At 36.2% G+C, this 18533-nt stretch carries 16 protein-coding genes; 5 read left to right on the top strand and 11 right to left on the bottom strand.

Annotation, left to right across the window (positions count from 1 at the left end):
• Positions 1-49 precede the first annotated feature (49 nt).
• Together rpsI and rplM are read right to left on the bottom strand one after the other, a co-directional pair.
• Positions 50-442: a 30S ribosomal protein S9 gene (gene rpsI / locus GSA01S_RS04975; protein ID WP_066125433.1), complete on the bottom strand. Its 393-nt coding sequence runs from the start codon at positions 440-442 to the stop codon at positions 50-52.
• Positions 443-455: 13 nt separating this feature from the next.
• The gene (rplM, locus tag GSA01S_RS04970) at positions 456-899 is read right to left on the bottom strand and encodes a 50S ribosomal protein L13 (protein ID WP_066125431.1); all 444 of its coding nucleotides are present in this window, start codon (positions 897-899) and stop codon (positions 456-458) included.
• 266 nt (positions 900-1165) lie between these two features.
• Between rplM and GSA01S_RS04965 the strand changes: the two genes are divergently transcribed.
• Both GSA01S_RS04965 and GSA01S_RS04960 read left to right on the top strand, forming a co-directional pair.
• Complete coding sequence (locus GSA01S_RS04965; RefSeq protein ID WP_245631277.1) at positions 1166-1702, top strand: hypothetical protein; 537 nt, start codon at positions 1166-1168, stop codon at positions 1700-1702.
• An 11-nt stretch (positions 1703-1713) separates the two neighbouring features.
• Positions 1714-2976 (top strand): BaiN/RdsA family NAD(P)/FAD-dependent oxidoreductase, encoded by a 1263-nt coding sequence (locus GSA01S_RS04960; RefSeq protein ID WP_066125430.1) that lies wholly within the window; start codon positions 1714-1716, stop codon positions 2974-2976.
• 524 nt (positions 2977-3500) lie between these two features.
• On the opposite strand, the gene GSA01S_RS04955 is transcribed toward GSA01S_RS04960, so the two are convergent.
• Positions 3501-4916: a LysM peptidoglycan-binding domain-containing protein gene (locus GSA01S_RS04955; RefSeq protein WP_066125429.1), complete on the bottom strand. Its 1416-nt coding sequence runs from the start codon at positions 4914-4916 to the stop codon at positions 3501-3503.
• Positions 4917-4963: 47 nt separating this feature from the next.
• The gene (locus GSA01S_RS10845; protein ID WP_169792674.1) at positions 4964-5107 is read right to left on the bottom strand and encodes a hypothetical protein; all 144 of its coding nucleotides are present in this window, start codon (positions 5105-5107) and stop codon (positions 4964-4966) included.
• A 288-nt stretch (positions 5108-5395) separates the two neighbouring features.
• Here GSA01S_RS10845 and GSA01S_RS04950 point away from each other — a divergent pair, with 288 nt between their 5' ends.
• Positions 5396-6115 carry a YebC/PmpR family DNA-binding transcriptional regulator gene (locus tag GSA01S_RS04950; RefSeq protein WP_066125427.1) on the top strand — a complete coding sequence of 240 codons (720 nt, stop codon included), beginning with the start codon at positions 5396-5398 and terminating at the stop codon, positions 6113-6115.
• A 223-nt stretch (positions 6116-6338) separates the two neighbouring features.
• Entirely contained in the window at positions 6339-6809 is a 471-nt protein-coding gene (locus tag GSA01S_RS04945; protein ID WP_066125426.1) for a glutathione peroxidase, read from the top strand.
• A 186-nt stretch (positions 6810-6995) separates the two neighbouring features.
• On the opposite strand, the gene GSA01S_RS04940 is transcribed toward GSA01S_RS04945, so the two are convergent.
• From GSA01S_RS04940 to GSA01S_RS04915, 6 genes are all read right to left on the bottom strand, one after another.
• Positions 6996-8780 (bottom strand): ABC transporter ATP-binding protein, encoded by a 1785-nt coding sequence (locus GSA01S_RS04940; protein WP_066125424.1) that lies wholly within the window; start codon positions 8778-8780, stop codon positions 6996-6998.
• Complete coding sequence (locus GSA01S_RS04935; RefSeq protein WP_066125422.1) at positions 8773-10539, bottom strand: ABC transporter ATP-binding protein; 1767 nt, start codon at positions 10537-10539, stop codon at positions 8773-8775. Before GSA01S_RS04935 ends, GSA01S_RS04940 begins: the two co-directional genes overlap by 8 nt.
• A complete protein-coding gene (locus GSA01S_RS04930) occupies positions 10533-10997 on the bottom strand; it encodes a MarR family winged helix-turn-helix transcriptional regulator (protein ID WP_066125420.1) in 465 nt (154 codons plus the stop codon). Before GSA01S_RS04930 ends, GSA01S_RS04935 begins: the two co-directional genes overlap by 7 nt.
• A 333-nt stretch (positions 10998-11330) precedes the next feature.
• Positions 11331-12875: an ABC-F family ATP-binding cassette domain-containing protein gene (locus GSA01S_RS04925; protein ID WP_066125418.1), complete on the bottom strand. Its 1545-nt coding sequence runs from the start codon at positions 12873-12875 to the stop codon at positions 11331-11333.
• A gap of 542 nt (positions 12876-13417) precedes the next feature.
• Positions 13418-14296 (bottom strand): homoserine kinase, encoded by an 879-nt coding sequence (gene thrB, locus GSA01S_RS04920; RefSeq protein ID WP_066125416.1) that lies wholly within the window; start codon positions 14294-14296, stop codon positions 13418-13420.
• On the bottom strand, positions 14297-15490 hold the full coding sequence (locus tag GSA01S_RS04915; RefSeq protein WP_066125414.1) for a homoserine dehydrogenase: 1194 nt from the start codon (positions 15488-15490) through the stop codon (positions 14297-14299).
• A 140-nt stretch (positions 15491-15630) separates the two neighbouring features.
• Between GSA01S_RS04915 and GSA01S_RS04910 the strand changes: the two genes are divergently transcribed.
• The gene (locus tag GSA01S_RS04910) at positions 15631-16995 is read left to right on the top strand and encodes an aspartate kinase (protein ID WP_066125412.1); all 1365 of its coding nucleotides are present in this window, start codon (positions 15631-15633) and stop codon (positions 16993-16995) included.
• Positions 16996-17249: 254 nt separating this feature from the next.
• Here GSA01S_RS04910 and GSA01S_RS04905 read toward each other — a convergent pair whose 3' ends face one another.
• Positions 17250-18287 (bottom strand): phosphate/phosphite/phosphonate ABC transporter substrate-binding protein, encoded by a 1038-nt coding sequence (locus GSA01S_RS04905; protein ID WP_066125411.1) that lies wholly within the window; start codon positions 18285-18287, stop codon positions 17250-17252.
• Positions 18288-18533 lie beyond the last annotated feature (246 nt).

The raw sequence follows: 18533 nt of genomic DNA, 5'->3' as shown, positions 1-18533 counted from the left end.
GACACCTTCCATAATTGGAAAGTGTCTTGAAACGTTGATATAACAACGATTAACGTTTTGAGAATTGTGAAGCTTTACGAGCTTTCTTAAGACCTGGTTTTTTACGTTCTACCATACGAGGGTCACGTGTTAATAAACCAGCAGCTTTTAAAGCTGGACGGAAATCAGGATCTACAGTTAATAATGCACGAGCGATACCGTGACGGATTGCTCCAGCTTGTCCTGAGTAACCTCCACCATTAGCATTAACAGTCACATCATATGCTCCTAATGTTTCTGTAACGTCAAATGGTTGTTTCATAACTTCATGTAAGTGAGGGAAAGGAATGTATTCTTCTAATGATTTACCATTAATAGTGATTACACCAGTTCCTGGCACTAAGCGTACACGAGCTACTGAATTTTTACGACGACCTGTACCAATATATTGTGCTTTAGCCAATTAAATTCCCTCCTTAAATTAATGTATTAATGTCTAATGCTTCAGGTTTTTGAGCTGCATGTTTATGCTCTGCTCCACCGTAAACAAATAATTTAGTGAATTGTTTACGTCCTAAGCGAGTGTCTGGTAACATACCTTTAACAGATAATTCAACTAATTTACGAGAATTTTTTTCACGTAAATCACCAGCTGAGATAGATTTGATTCCACCTGGGTGACCGCTGTGACGGTAGTACATTTTATCTGCTGCTTTGTTTCCAGTTAAAGCTACTTTATCTGCATTGATTACGACAACAAAATCACCTGTGTCTACGTGAGGTGTAAATGTTGGTTTGTTTTTTCCGCGTAAAATTGAAGCAACTACTGCTGAAAGACGACCTAAAGGCACATCTGTCGCATCTACTAATACCCAGTTACGTTCAACTTCGTTTTTCTTAGCCATATATGTTTGACGCACGATTGTTTCCTCCATTATTAAATCTAGTTGTTTGACAAGTACTATTGAGTTTCCGGGGCTCATAGTGGGGCAAACAATACCGTCTATCATATTACCCCTAAAGTACCATAATGTCAAGCATTACCAACAATATTTTTTCAATTATTTTAAACTTTTTGCAGGGTTTCCGGGACGAATTTTCCCGGTAAAAATTTAATCCAAATTTCATTTACTATACCTTTATTACTGATATTATGCTATAATTCTAACATTAGGAGGGGTTTAAATTGAATATTATAACAAAAAATCGTACCCAACAAATGTTAATTAGTAGTTTGTTAATTGCTATTGGTATTATGATTCCATTAGTGATGCCCATTAAAGTGATTATTGGTCCAGCATCCTATACACTTGCTAGTCATGTACCGATATTTTTAGGTCTGTTTATCTCACCTTTTGTCGCTTTAAGTGTGACGGCCGGAACGACCATTGGTTTCTTATTGGCAGGGTTTCCTTTAATCATTGTTTTAAGAGCTTTATCACATTTTTTATTCGTTCTTTTTGCTTTATTTTTAATTAAAAGTTTTAAAATCAATCAGCTATCATTTGCTAAACAAGCACCATTCTATTTCTTAATTAATGTGGTTCATGGTTTAGGTGAAGTACTAGCAGTTTATTTATTCTCTGTCACTGCCCAAACTACCAACACAGAAGGCTTTTACTATACTTTATGGGTATTAGTTGGTTTTGGTTCCATTATTCACGGCTTTATAGATTATGCACTCGCTCATATGATTTTCGATCGCATTAAGGTGCGTCATTAAGAAGGAGTCAGATGAAAAACACCTATCAAGTTATTATAGTCGGTGGAGGGACCAGTGGTCTCATGTCTGCGGTACACGCTGCTTTACAAGGTGTCAGTGTCCTTGTTCTAGAAAAAAATCCAAAATTAGGTCGCAAATTACTCTTATCAGGTGGTGGTCGTTGTAATGTGACCAACCGTACCTCACGTGATGAATTAATTCGTCATATTCCTGGTAATGGCAAGTTTTTATACAGTGCCCTTAATCAGTTTAATCAAGAAGATATTGTGCATTTTTTTGAAAGTCGTGGAGTACAACTGAAAGAAGAAGATCATGGGCGCATGTTTCCCGTTACAGATAGCGCTCGTACCATTTTAGAAACTTTATTGGATTACTGTCGTGAACTAGGTGTCGAGATTCAAACCAATGAACCTGTCGATAAGCTATTATTTGACCGTGAAAACCAGTGCGTCAAAGGGGTACTAACGAAATCAGGTTTAGAAATCCAAGCCAATGGTGTTATTCTAGCAACGGGTGGTCGTGCTTACCCCCGAACAGGTGCGACTGGTGATGCTTATGCTTGGGCCAAATCAGCTGGTCACACCATCGAACGGTTATACCCTACCGAGTCCCCTCTACTATCTGATGATGAGTGGATTACTAGTAAAGCTTTACGTGGTGTTTCTTTAAGAGATGTGGGCGTGACCTTATGGGATGCTGATCAAAAAGCTATCACTTATCACCAAATGGATATGATTTTTACTCATTTCGGCTATTCTGGACCCGCTATTCTAAGATGTTCTGGTCATGTTAACCAGTGGCTTCATCAAACGGGTGAAAAGGTGGCTCATCTATCTATCGATTTAACACCGCATCATACGATGGAACAACTAAAAGTTTTTGCCGAGGAAAACCGTGACAAACAATTATTAACTATCTTAAAAAATTGGATGCCAGAGCGTATGGCTGAGGTAATTTTATCTCAATTAAAAATGGATCAGACGACGGCTTATAAACAATTAGTTCATGCTGAAGTTGAAGCCTTACTTAATAAAATAAAACATTTTGATTTTACAAGTACAGGTTCGCAACCGATTGAAAAAGGTTTTGTAACCGGTGGTGGTGTTTCAACTAAAGAAATCAATCCCGCTACGATGGAGTCTAAGCTAATGAATGGTCTATACTTCTGTGGTGAATTATTAGACATCAACGGTTATACCGGTGGTTATAATATTACGGCTGCTTTTGTCACGGGTGCTGTTGCAGGACAAAATTGTGCTTGGAATAGTTTTTAATTAAAATAGCAAGATATCTATATTTTCAGCTGACGTCCATTCGTCAGCTTTTTCTATGCAATATTATTTTTCATTTATTAATATTTTTTGTGATCAAAAAAGAGCAGACAAAAATGACCAATCGAAGGATGGCTACTTCGTATTCTCCCTATATTTATTGAGTTGGTTTCACTAACCACTTTGACACCGTTCAAAATTTCGTAAACCAACATCCTACATAATTGAATAAGTTTTTTAATCTTCTTGACACGGTTTGCTACTATGCAATGGTAATCCTAACAATTAAATAGGTTAAATAACCGATCTGTTATAGGTTACTACATCGTATAGACATTCGCACTAAGTAATTGTATTATCAAAGCTTGCATAGTCAGTATTCCCATTCTCACATTTCTGTTTAGATTTTGAATCTTGCTCTCTCGTTAGCGCATTCTCATTCTACCCAATTACTACTCAAAATTTATCCCAAAAAAACTGGACAGAAACTCTATAATTTCTGCCCAGTCTTTATTATTTTATTTTTATTATTCAGTAACGGCTGTTGGATTTGATACTAAGATCGTTCCATTAACAATCATTGATTTTTCTGGTAAGCCATTCCATGCACGTAAATCTTCTGGTGTTACACCATATTGATCGGCAATAGTTTGTAAGTTTTCACCTGTTTGAACTTCATGTAATGTTGGTTCTGGGTTACTTACATAAATTTCTTTACCTACTTCTAATTCATTGTCAGCCAATTCATTCCATACTTTGATTGCTTCTGCTGTGGTGTTATAAGTTTCAGCAACTGCATCAATTGTGTCACCTTCTGTTACTTTATGTTTTTGAGGTTCGTAAGCAGAATCTTTAATAATCAACTCATCACCAACGCGAGCTGGATTTTCTGCTGTAATGTTGTTCCAAGATTTTAAATTATATAGTGTGACTCCATACTTATTCGCAATCTTAAATAAAGTTTCACCTTTTTGAATAATGTGTTTTGCTTTAATACCAGCCGCTTTTTCTTCATCGGTTAAATCGGTTGAAGTTTCCGTTGCTTCTTCTTTATTTTCTTCTTTATTCTTATCTTCGGTCGTTGTTTCTTCCTTTGTTTCTTCAGTTGGCGCTTCAGAAGTCGCACTCTTGTCTGCACCAGGAACCACTAACTGATCACCAATTTGTAAGAAAGTACTTGATAATCCGTTAATTGCCATTAAGTTATCAACGGTTGTACCGTAAGCTTGGGCGATTTCATATAAGCTATCACCTGCTGATACCGTGTAATTTGTTGTTGCAGTATTGGACGTTGGCACATAATTAGTATAAGTTGAGGTAGCGCCAGAACTATAACCTGTGACAGCAATTTGATCACCGACATTCAACCAGTCGCTGGATAAGCCATTCCATGCCCACAATTCTTCTTCTGTTACACCATAAACGGCTGCAATGCCTGATAGTGTATCGCCAGGTGCTACTGTATGGTAGCCGGTTGAAGAGGTAGAGACTGGTGCTGTGTAATCATAGTAGTAATTTCCACCTGTTGCAGTAGCATTACCATAGACAACTAAAGTGTCGCCAACATTTAACCAATCGCTAGTTAAACCATTCCATGCCATTAAATCATCGACGGTTACCCCGTAACGAATGGCTAGGTTATATAGGACGTCACCATTTTGTACAACGTGAGTACCTGCAGCACTAGAATTAGATACTACCGTACCACTGCTTGATCCGTCTACGACTAATACATCGCCGACATAAATCATGTCACTTGATAAGCCGTTCCATGCGCGTAATTCTTCTGCAGTTACGCCATATGCGGCTGCAATGCCTTGTAAATATTCTCCACTTTGTACAGTGTGTGTTGCGGTTTGTGCTTGTGTGGTTGGTAAAACAGCTAATGAGGTTGAGGCTAATAAAGCCATTGAAGCTGAGATTAATTTTTTATGTAATTTCATTTTTTTCTCCTTCCAATCGATATCAATCTACCTCTATATTATAACATTTAGATAACGATTCGACCATGAATTCGATGTTTTGTCATCACATCGTAAAAGTAACCGGTCATTTTTAAAGTGTCATGTAACCTAATTGTTACACAAACACCCAAATAATCTCCTGGTTTTAAATACTTTAGTAATCTTGACAAATCCGTGATATAACAGCAACTCTTTAAAAAGGCGTTTTTTGGTGATCATTGCGTGACCTATATCATCAGCAATGGCCTTAATATTTCCCTTTCTATTCATATTAAATGATGCTTATTTGGATTATACATAAAATGCAAGACACTTCTGTCAAAAGCCAACTCCATTTTTAAGCAAACTCTCATAATTTAGTGAATTAAAATAGAACGTAAAACTCTATCACAAAGGACGTTTTTATGGTAAAATGAGTGTTGGAACATTCTAATTTTATTGAAAGAGAAGTGAAATAAATGGGTCGTAAATGGATGAATATTAAGGAAAAGAAAGCAAATAAAGACCAAAATACTTCGAAGATTTATGCTAAATTCGGTATTGAAATCTATGCTGCTGCAAGACAAGGTGAACCCGATCCAGAATTAAACCAAAAATTACGTTTTGTTGTTGATCGTGCGAAGACATATAATGTCCCTCGTCACGTTATTGAAAAAGCCATTGATAAAGCTAAAGGTGGCGATGATGAAAACTACCAAGAATTACGTTATGAAGGATTCGGGCCCAATGGTTCAATGATTATGGTCGATGCTTTAACTAATAATGTCAACCGTACTGCAAGTAATGTTCGGGCTGCATATGGTAAAAATGGTGGTAACATGGGTGTCAGTGGTTCAGTTAATTACCTGTTTGATGCAACAGCTGTTTTTGTAATGGCCGATCAAGATGCTGACGACGTAATGATGGCTTTATTAGAAGCGGATGTCGATGTTCGTGAAGTATTTGCTGAAGGAGATACCGTAGTTGTTTATGGTGAACCAAAAGACTTTGAAGCCATTAAAACTGCTTTAGAAGGTATGGGAATTACTGAATTTGAAGTAGCTGAAACAGACATGATTGCACAAAATGAAGTGAAATTAGAAGGCGAAGATTTGAAAAAATTTGAACATTTAATTGAAGTTTTGGAAGATGACGAAGATGTTCAACGCGTTTACCACAATGTTGATTTAGACGACTAATTCATGGAAAATTCCCCTTTGGTTTTTTGATTGAAATTTTAATTGTTGTAAAGGCTTGTTTATTTAGAAATTTTGTTGGGCCGTATTATAACTTTGATGTATTGGCCCTTCTACTTTGACTATGATTGATACAGATACTACACTGATTTTGCCTTTACTATTCCAGTAAATATCGTAAAGGTAGTCCTGTTTTAGGTATGGGATGTTTGAAAGGAGCAAAAGCATGAGTTTACCAGATTTTTCATTAGTTCGTAGCAGCGGCCAACCTTACCGCTTGAATGAGTATAATGGACAAGTCTTGTTAATCGTTAATACCGCAACCGGTTGTGGCTTAGCCCCTCAATTGACTCAATTAGAGGAACTCTATCAACGCTATCACGACCAAGAATTTACTGTCATTGGATTTCCTTCCAATCAATTTAAACAAGAAAAAGTGGTCGATAGTGATATGGAAAGCACCTGTCAATTGAATTTTGGAGTCAGTTTCCCCTTAAATGAAACAGTAGAAGTGAACGGCCCTAAGACTGAACCCATTTTCCAATGGTTAAAACAAGAAACCCAAGGGCTATTCTCCAATAATATCAAATGGAACTTTACGAAGTTTTTAATTGATCGCGAAGGACGAGTGGTTAAACGTTACTCACCAACCACCTCGCCTAAAGCAATCGAAAAAGATATTCTTAAATTATTATAATAAAAACCAGTTAGCTTAATTTCCCTTTTAGGAATCTAGTTAACTGGTTTTTCTCTTTAGGTACCTTCGCTTAGCTAAACACTTTCGCTAGATATGCTTTTTTAATTTATTGTGGGGCCACACAAAAAGTTGTAAAGTCGTTTAAATTCAATCATTATGTTCGTTATATGCTTTATTCCTTTTAGATTATAGTTCTTCTTCCTCAAAGGTGCCATTACCATTCTCAAACTGACTATTATATAAGTCCGCATAAAAGCCGTCTTGAACCATTAATTGATCGTGATTACCTTGTTCGATAATATTTCCGTCTTTCATTACTAATATTAAGTCAGCATTACGAATGGTTGAAAGTCGATGAGCAATGACAAATGAGGTCCGACCAACCATTAAGGCATCCATTGCTTTTTGAATTAATTCTTCCGTACGAGTATCCACTGAGCTCGTCGCTTCATCTAAAATTAATAATGGAGCATCTTTTATTAACGCACGGGCAATGGTCATTAATTGTTTTTGTCCTACTGATAATTGAACGGAATCATCCAATACCGTGTCATAACCTTGAGGTAATGTGGTAATAAAATGATGAATCCCCACCGCTTTGGCTGCCTTTATCACTTCTTCTTGTGTAACCTCTGGTTGATTGAATACTAAATTATCGCGAATGCTACCTTCAAATAACCAAGTATCCTGTAATACCATACTGAAATATTCATGCAATTCAGCACGAGTCATGTCTTTAATATTGACACCATCGATTAAAATTTGACCGCCATTGACTTCATAGAAGCGCATCAATAAGTTAACAATCGTTGTTTTACCAGCACCGGTTGGACCAACAATCGCGATTTTTTGACCCGCTTTAGCTTCGGCAGAGAAATCATGAATAATCGTTTTACCTTCATCATAGCCAAAATTAACATGTTCGAAGGCAACCTGTCCTTTAATTTGTGATAATTGGGTTGTTTTATACGATTCGTCACTCATTTCGTCTGCCTCTAAATAGTCCATCACTCGACCTAAGGCTGCCCCAGCTGATTGTAAGCTTTGTGCCGCTTGAGCAATTTGGGATAATGGTTGTGAGAATAAACGAACGTACACCATAAAGGCAATTATGACCCCGATGGTAATGTGGCCATTTAAAACTAGGTAAGCACCCATTAAACTAACCATCACATAACCGAAGTTCCCGATGAAAGCCATCAGTGGCATCATCATCCCACCTAAAAATTGTGATTTCCAAGCACTTCCGTATAATTGTTCATTTAATTTTGCAAATTGGCCCTTCATTTCATCGGCTGCATTATAACTGCTGACAATCGAGAGTCCGGTATAGGCTTCTTCGATATAGCCATTGACAGTAGCTAAGTTCTTTTGCTGCGCCTTAAAATGAGCACGAGATTTACTCATAATAAAGACCATTCCAATAAAACCAATAAAAACTGAACTGATTGCTGTAAGAGCCATTACCCAATTCGTTTTAAACATCATAAATAATGTACCGATTAATAAAACTGTTGCTGAAACTAATGTTCCTAAACTTTGATTTAAGCTTTGACCAACAGTATCCAAGTCATTGGTAATAATGGATAAAACATCACCGGTTGGACGGCTATCAAAGTATCGTAAAGGAAGGCGATTCATCTTTTCAGCGATTGCACGACGAAGGCGTTGGGTATAGCGTTGTGAAATAGTTGCCACAATAAAGCTTTGTGCATACCCCATGACCGCTGCCGTTAAATACAAGATAACTAATGTTTTTCCTATTTTATCAATTTTATTTAAGTCAATACCAACCATCACCCCTTGAGTAATGACATCCATCATTTCACTCATTTTATCAGGTCCGATAACGGTGATCACACTACTAATAATTGAGAAAATTAAGGCAATAACGATGGGAATTAAATAGCCATCGGCATAGCGTAAAGCACGTTTTAGGGCTTTTTCTGATTGTGGTTGTTCTTTAGCCATTGGTTAATTCCTCCTTTGATAATTGTGAGTAGGCAATTTCTTGATACACTTCATTATTAGCTAATAATTCTTGATGCGTACCTTGACCGACTACTTTCCCTTGATCTAATACTAAGATTAAATCTGCATCCATAATGGTTGAAATACGTTGCGCGACAATTAACTTCGTCATATCAGCCGTTTGGACTGCTAAATCATGTCTCAACGCTTTATCCGTTTTATAGTCTAAAGCTGAGAAGGAATCATCAAATATTAAAATTTCTGGTTTGCGCGCTAAAGCACGGGCAATTGCTAGTCGTTGTTTTTGACCCCCTGAGAAATTTGCACCTTCTTGAGCTACTGTTGATTGCAAGCCGTTTTCTTTACTTTGTATAAATTCTTTAGCTTGTGCTAACTCTAAAGCTGCATTCATTTTTTCTTCCGTTAATGGCGATTCTTTACTTTCACCAAAATTCATATTAGAGGCAATGGTTCCACTAAAGATGACGGCTTTTTGTGGTATATATCCCACCCTATTATTTAAATCATCATGGGCAATCTCTTTAATATTTTGCCCATTTAACTTAATGGCACCACTAGTCACATCGTAGAAACGTGGTAATAAGTTAATCAAAGTACTCTTACCACTACCTGTGGAACCAATAAAGGCAATTGTTTGTCCCTTTTTAGCCTTGAAGCTAATATTCGAGATAACGGGTTCAGCACTATCACTATATTTAAAGGTTACATTTTCATATTCTAAAACATATTCATTCGTTTGATCGTTCGTCTTGGTTGTTGCAGGATAGTCAATCACAGAATGTGTCTCTAATACTTCATTAATACGTTTAGCAGACACAATCGCTCTTGGTAGCATGACAAAAATCATCGTCATCATCATGAAGCCCATGACCACTTGCATCGCATAAGAAGTAAAGACGGCCATATCGCCAAAGAGTGTTATTTTCATATTTAAAGCTGCATTTTGAATGAGATAAGCCCCAATCCAATAAACCGATAACGATAACCCACTAGATACTATCGTCATTAATGGCATCATTAATGAGAACATTCGCATTGAGAACAAATTGGTATCGGTCAATTCGCTATTGGCAACATCAAATTTATCATTGCGGAATTTTTCAGCATTATAAGCTCGAATGACCCGTATCCCCGTTAAGTTTTCACGAGAGATTGCATTCAACTTATCGGTTAATTTTTGGATCATTTTTTGCTTTGGAAAAGCCAATACCATAATAATGGTAATAACAATTAATAGTAAAAGTACGGCTAATGCGGTTGCTAACATCCATTGACCATTTTTGTTAGATATTTTAACCATCGCCCAGCCGGCCATAATGGGTCCTTTGACCATTACTTGCAAACCAAAGGCAATTAACATTTGTAATTGAATAATATCATTGGTTGTACGCGTAATTAAACTTGGGACTGAAAAGCTTTGTGTTTCCTTAGCTGAGAAACTTAACACGTGTTCAAAAATATCACGTCTTAATGTTCGTGTAAAACTTGCTCCCAATCGAGCTGCTAAAAAGCCAACTAATAGACTGGTCGCAAAACTTAATAATGATAAGAGTAACATCATCCCTCCAGGTTGATAGAGCTCTTTAAGTTCTGTACCTGGCATCACTAATTTTTTGGTCACTTCTGACATATAATCTGGTACTTTTAAATCTAACCAGACTTGGGCCATAATGAATAGAACACTGACGACAGCCATCATCACTTCTTTTCTATTCATTCGTTTGAATATTTTTAACACTCATATTCTCCTTCTTGTTTTTCTTCTGATTCTACTTGCGCATTTTGAGTTACTTTTTTAATGACATTATGGAAAATTTTAAATTCCTCTTGACTAATACCTTTACTAAGGTCGGCTTCAACTTGTTTCAAGAAATTTTCAATCGCCTGATGCTTGGCCTTTCCTTCATCTGTCACTTTGATGGCTTTAAAACGTTTATCACTTTCCAAAGGCTGGACATGTATAAACCCATTTTTTTCCATCCGCTTAATTAACCCTGATGCCGAAGCTTTCTGTATATTTAGGAGTTGTTCAATGTCTTTTTGAAAAACATCTTGATCCTCATGACTAATTAAGTAAAATAAGACAGCACCTTGAGGTCCTTCTAAATGTTCCAAATTACACTGGATGGCCATGTGTTGCAGATACTTTTCAATGATTAAACCTAACTCTCTGATTTTAAATCCGATATGAAACATGACGACTCCTTTCTTTTTAGTATGGATACGAACTACAATTGTTTGTATGCTAACTATTATAGTTTGTGATTTTAAAATCGTCAAATACTTTGTTTTTATGAAAACGAATTTAAGTTAATTTTCTGAAAAATAGAGAAAACAAGAAGGTATTAAAAAAATAGTTTGAAGAATTTGTATAACGGCCTCTGTGATCCCGACTTGGACTACAAGAGAAAAATACATTGTTTCTTCAAACTAGATGATTTAATTTATTAATAATAATTCTATGGAGCTTTTGCGATAACAAATGATGGCTAGACGTCTGATTACTTCATATTCTACATTAAAAATTTACTAAGCCAATTCACTAAAATCCCATACACCGTCGACCCAACCTTCATAAAAATCAGGTTCATGGCAGACCATTAAAATACTGCCTTTATACTCTTTTAATGCTCGCTTTAGTTCATCTTTGGCATCAACATCCAAATGATTGGTTGGTTCATCTAACACTAAGACATTATTTTCACGATTCATCAGTAAGCAAAAGCGGACTTTGGCTTGTTCGCCCCCACTTAGTACTTGGATTTGACTATCGATATGTTTCGCGGTTAATCCGACATGAGCTAAAGCTGCACGAACTTCTGCTTGATTAAGACTTGGAAATGCTTCCCATACGGCTTCTAATGGTGTTTGTCGATTACCACCTGGTACTTCTTGAGCAAAGTAGCCAATTTCTAAGTAATCCCCTTGTTCGACTTGACCACTGATTGGTTCAATAATGCCTAAAAGACTCTTTAGTAAAGTCGTTTTCCCAATCCCATTGGCACCAATAATCGCAATTTTTTGATTCCGTTCAAACACTAAATTCAATGGTTTAGTTAATGGACGATCATAACCAATTACTAATTCTTCAGCTTCGAAAATAAAGCGGCCTGGAGTGCGCGCTGATTTAAAACTAAAATTAGGCTTAGGTTTTTCAGCTTTTAATTCAATAATATCCATTTTATCTAATTTTTTCTGGCGTGACATGGCCATATTCCGAGTAGCGACTCTGGCTTTGTTACGATTGACAAAATCTTTCAAGTCAGCGATCTCTTTTTGTTGACGTTCATAAGCTGCTTCTAACTGCGCTTGTTTCATCGCATAGACTTCTTTAAATTGATAATAATCACCGGTATAACGAGTAATTTGTAAATTATCCACATGGTAAATAATATTAATCACTTCATTTAAAAATGGAATATCATGCGAAATCAAAATAAAGGCATTTTCATAATTTTGTAAATAACGTTTTAACCATTCAATATGCTCAGCATCTAAATAGTTAGTCGGCTCGTCTAATAATAAAATATCGGGTTTTTCTAATAATAATTTAGCTAGTAAAATTTTCGTACGTTGGCCACCACTTAACTCAGTGACATCACTGTCCATTCCATAGTCTACTATACCTAAAGCTCGTGCTACTTCATCAATTTTGGCGTCTAAGATATAAAAATCATGCACATCTAAGCGTTCTTGAAGCTCTCCTACTTCTTCCATTAAGGCATCTAGTTCTTCACCTTCAGCTTCTGACATCGCCATATATATCTCATTAATTCGGGCTTCATCTTTAAATAAATCATCAAACGCTCCTCTTAAAGCATCGCGAACAGTTTGGCCTTTTTCCAATACAGAATGTTGATCCAAATAGCCTACTTTGACATTGCGAGCCCATTCAATTTTCCCTTCATCAGGTAATCTTTGACCCGTGACAATATTCATGAAAGTAGATTTACCTTCACCATTAGCACCGACCAATCCGATATGTTCTCCTTTTAATAAACGGAATGATACATCTTCAAAAATAGCACGATCACCAAAGCCATGCGTTAAATTTGTTACTGATAATAAACTCATCGCGTTCTCCTTTTATCCATTTAATACCGTATTATTATACGCAATAAATCTTTAAAAGTTAACCTGTTTTCTTATTATTAATGGTAAATTTATTAAGCCGCTGCTTTATTTGAAAAATGATCTTTTTAAGTATTGCACAACCTTACTGTTTTAACGCTATATTGTTGATAAAAAACGTTGAAATAGTTTTTTGCTATTAAGTGGCTAAATGGTCAGTAGACTGCTGCACATAAAAAAAGAAAGTTTATGGATCAGCGATTTTTGTCTCTATTATTATTCAATAGAGGAACTCTAATGTCATGTTCAATAACAAGTGTGAAGAAAGCATTGCTGAATAGATAAAAAACACTTGATGTAATTCCGTTAAGAACAGATTAAATAATAAATCGTAACGTAATTCAACGAGCGTCATCAATTAAGTAATATTTTTCGAGCTTTAATTAATGAAAAACTACCTAATAGGTTGTGGAGCCATTCATTTAATACGAGGTTAAATGATAAACAAGACTGGAGAGTTATAAAACCACCCAGTCTCTAAAATATTAAGTTAATAAAGGGTATACTGTTGTGATTTCATGTCGACATTCGGGTACCATTGAATTAAGCGACTGAAGAATGGCTTCTGTTCGTTCAACCGGACAAAGCGTTAAAATTGTCGGTCCGGCACCACTAATAACAGTGGCAAAAGCACCGGTAGTAAGAGTAATATTTTTTACTACATCAAATTCTTTTATTAAAGGTTGACGATAAGGCTCATGAATAAGGTCTTTCATCATCATCGCCCCCATCTTTTCAAAATCGCCTTTCAACAGCGCAGCCGTCATAATATTGCTGTAGGCATTTTGCAGGATTATGGCTTCTTTAGTATATTCTGCCGGTAACACTTTGCGAACTTCTGCTGTACTCAACTCGTAATCAGGAATACTTAAAATAATCCCCACCTGATCGAAGTCGGCAGTCTCATAAACTAATTCTCCTTGTTGGTAAGCCCCAATAAACAAGCCTCCTGTCACACAAGGGCCAACATTATCTGGGTGGCCTTCTATTTCAGTAGCGATCAGAATTTTTTGCTCTTGAGTCAAATTTAATTGAACAAAATGATTGGCTAATTCAACACCTGCGACAATAGCACTAGATGAACTGCCTAAACCATGCGTTAAAGGTATTTCACTACTCATTTCCACTCTTAATGGTGGCATCGTCTGCTGAAATTTTGAAGCAACTTTAATCGCAACCTTGGCGACTAAATTTCGCTCATTGTTCGGCAAAACCTTTAAAAAAGCATCTTTAAAGTTAAATTGCCAGTTGTCAGCCGGGGACGCTTTAACGGTTAGAAACTTATTAAGGGCTAACCCAATTGAATCAAAACCAACTCCTAAATTCGCAGTGGTTGCTGGTACTTTTATTTCAAACTGTGACATCTATTCACCTTCTATCTGATAATAAGCTGCCAGTGTTAACTCTTGGGTCAACGCTTTAAATGTTGAATCTGAAATGGTTGCGGTTAAAACGGCTGTTATTTCGTCATTTTGCCATAGTTGATACTTGATGTTCATCGCAATTAATCGCTCTTTTAAACGGGACATATCTTCCTCCAAACGGATATAATAACGATGATCTGTTATACTTTTTGTGAAATGGCCACTTTCTTGAGTGGTTAAATTCCCAGTGAAGCCAAATTTTTCGATGAATAAAATATCCGATACTACTGCGGATGCTGTTTCCGAACTGCCGGCTCCTGGTCCATAAAACATTGTTTGTCCGACCGCATCTCCCTCAATAAATATCGCATTTTTTTCTAATTTGACATTAGCTAAACTATGACTATTAGATAATAGTACCGGTTCTACACTAATACTAATAGCCTCTGCGACTTGGTGACTCTTCCCTAATAATTTAAGAGTGAAGCCATTTTCTTGAGCCAATTGGATGTCTTGTTGATCAACTTGACTAATACCTCTTACCTCGACACGTTCAAATGGAATATTTACTTTAAAAGCTAAGCGTGATAATATCGCAATCTTACGTGCCGCATCATAACCTTCAACATCATTAGTAGGGTCTTTTTCGGCATATCCTAATGCTTGCGCTTGTGCCAAAGCTTCTTGGTATTCACATTGTTCATCAGCCATCTTCGTTAAAATATAATTGGTCGTGCCGTTTAAAATCCCCATCACTTTATTAATTTTATTAGCATTTAAACTATATTGTAAAGGTTGGATAATTGGTATACCCCCGCCACAACTCGCTTCATAACCAATTTGGGCTTGATGCCGGTTTGCCATTTGTGCTAATTCGTTAAGATGTAATGCTAGCATATCTTTATTCGCCGTTACCACATGAATACCACGTTCTAATGCTTTTCTTTGAACTTCATAAGGAAAATCGACGCCACCTAAAACCTCCACAATAAGTTGGATATCACTGTTTAATATTTCATCAACGTCATCCGTTACTATAATTCCGGTTAAATCAAGGGTCTCATCTTTAATGTCTCGAGCTAGCACATGAGTAATGTCAATTTTTGAATCAGTACGAGCCTCATTAACCTTTTGTAATAGTTTTAAGACGCCTCCACCTACTGTTCCTAATCCTAAAATTGCTATTTTCATCATAAAGTGCTCTCCTCCAGTGTGTTTTAATGAATTTCTCATTTATTACTCTTCATTTTACAATAAACACTACCTTTTTGCTATCTTTTCATGTATGATGATTAATAAAGTTAAAAATTATTATTGTTCAAGGATGTGATAGCATGAAAGTCGCAAAATTTGGAGGTAGCTCGTTAAGTAACGCAACCCAAATACAAAAAGTAGCCAATATCATTCAAAATGACCCGGAAATTCAATTCGTAATTGTTTCGGCACCAGGGAAAAGAGATGATAAGGATACCAAGGTGACGGATTTATTAATCCATTTATTTGATGAGAAAGTCCATAACGGATCAATTGAAAGGGCAAAACAGATGGTCTTAGATCGCTATTCTTCAATTGCTGATGAGTTATCACTTTCAAAAGAGATTATTACCCATTTTGATACAATTTTAACCAAGTATTTATCTTCAATTACTGACCCTCTGCGACTATTAGATGCTCTTAAAGCGTGTGGTGAAGATTTCAACGCTCAATTAATAAGTCAGTATTTTCAACGTATTGGTCTTAATGCCCGTTATATTTCTCCAGCTGAATTGGGTATTATCGTGAGTGATGAACCGAGTAATGCTCATTTATTATTGGAGTCCTATGAAAAAATCGCACAATATAAGCATGATGAACAAATTTTAATCATTCCTGGCTTCTTCGGTTATTCACCAAACGGCAATATCGTGACTTTCCCTCGTGGTGGTAGTGATATTACAGGCGCGATTGTTGCTCGTGGTGTTGAAGCTGATATTTATGAAAACTTTACCGATCAAAGCTATATTTATGCAGCCCACCCTGGCATCGTCCGTAAACCTTATGCTATTAAAGAAATTACTTATCGTGAAATGCGTGAGTTGGCTTATTCTGGTTTTGGAATTTTTCACGATGAAGCGTTAGAGCCTTTATATCAAGTGGATATTCCCGTGATGGTAAGAAATACTAACCACCCTGAAATTGCTGGTACTAAAATTGTGGCTCAGCGAGAAATCAATCCTAATTTACCTGCTATTGGGATTAGTTGCGATGAAGGGTTTACTGCTATTTCTATTAATAAATATTTATTAAACCGTCAATTAGGTTTTACTCGGAAATTGTTACAAATTTTTGAAGATCACCATATTTCAATCGAACATATTCCTACCGGGATTGATGATATTTCAGTGGTTGTTCGTTCTCACCAACTAGCAGCTCCCGGCACTTTAGATGCGCTTTTAAAGGATATCGAAGAGCAACTGGATCCTGATTTCATTAATGTCGAAACGGATTTGGCCATTGTAGTAATTGTGGGTGAAGAAATGGCTGAAGTCGTGGGCACCGCCAATAAAGCAACCCGCGCTTTGGCTTCACAAGAAATTAATATTTTAATGATCAACCAAGGTGCCTCTGAAATTAGTATGTTTTATACCATTAGTATGGATGATAAAGATGATGCGATTCGTGCTCTTTACCATGAATTTTTCGGTCACTTACATTTTTAAAATCAACCAAAATATAATCCTTAAAGCTTCTTAATAAGAGCCTTGGGGATTTTTTTGATATTAAATTTTATTGAGAAATGTATGCTTAAATAAACTTTTCCGCTTTTAGAAAAGTTTTAGCTCCATCAAATTTGAAGGGAAAACAGACTTCACTTATTTCTGGGCTGTTAGAAACCTTAATTCTTCTCCAATAAATCAAGCGCAAAAAACGTCTCAGGAATATCCCGAGACGTTCAATTCATTATATAAGCTAATTAGTTATTAGCTTGTTCACGTAAGATTTTTTGAGCTTCACGTTCTGTATCGTAATCTTCTGATTTAGCTTCTTGGTAACCTTCGTGGCTGTAAATAGAGATAACTTCTTTACCTTCTTCAGTACCAGCGATGTTAATCATTGCTTTAGCAATTGCTGCTTTTAATTCATCCGTCATGTTAGGTGATGTTTTAGAAACAGAAACAGTATCGTTGTAAACATTTGGAGTAACACCGATTACGTTAGTTTCTTCAAAGATTGATGCTTCACGGTTCATGTCGCCTTCCCAATCTTCAACATTATCAACACGTAAGTCAGCATATCCAACGATGATATCTACTTGTTCAGCAGCTAAACGCGCTACAGAACTTCCGTAAGATTCAGATTGTACAACATTTGCTAAGTCAGAGATTTTTTTACCTTCAAATTGATTACCTAACCAGATTGATGGGTAAATATAACCTGATGAAGATGAAGATGACATTACAGCCCATTTAGCTGAGTCAACATCTTCCCATGTTAATTCTTCACCATTATTAATTTTTTCTGCTAACTCTTTACCTTTTTCAGAAGGTCCAGCAATGATTAAACCTTTGTAATAAGTTACTTGATCTTCAACTTTTTCAGTTGGTTTGCCGTCGTTCCAGTCAGCAGGATTTTCAGAGTCTTTGCTTAATCCTTGACGAGTTGAAGTTAAGATAACATCAACATCTTCATCATATAAAACATAAGTTCCACCAGGGATAAAACCAATATCGGCAGTTCCAGCAGATAATGCTTCACCAGCTGCTTCATAGTTAGTACCAACTTCAATTTCCACTTCACCGATTTCGAAGCCTTCTTTAGCTAATTCATCTTTTAACATTTGTTTTAATGGTTCAGTAGCAGTAATGATATCTTCTGGGTCACGAGAAGGTACAAACATTACTTTTAATGAATCAATTTTTTCTTGAGCATGTGCTGTAACACCTGCAAAAGTTCCTGATAACATTGTTCCAACTAATCCGAATAACGCAATATTGCGCAATGATTTTTTCATGTGAAAAATCCCTCCAAATATATTATGGCAGACTCGAAAATCGGCCTATGACCCTATTATAGCAAATAAATAAACAAGAAAGTATATCTACTGATATAAATTTACATAATCTTTTAAACGCTTTTACAAACCTACTTAGAAAGGTTATCACATCAAGGTTTTAGACTATAAATTTATCCGAACGATTAAAATGAGAATTGTAAAATTATTGTAAAGCTTCTTGTTTTACCTCATCTGTCCTTTTAA

The organism is Globicatella sanguinis NBRC 15551, from assembly GCF_001552295.1.
GTDB lineage: Bacteria > Bacillota > Bacilli > Lactobacillales > Aerococcaceae > Globicatella > Globicatella sanguinis.
The sequence above is the reverse complement of the archived record's forward strand: the minus strand, read 5'-3'. Positions and strand labels throughout refer to the sequence as shown.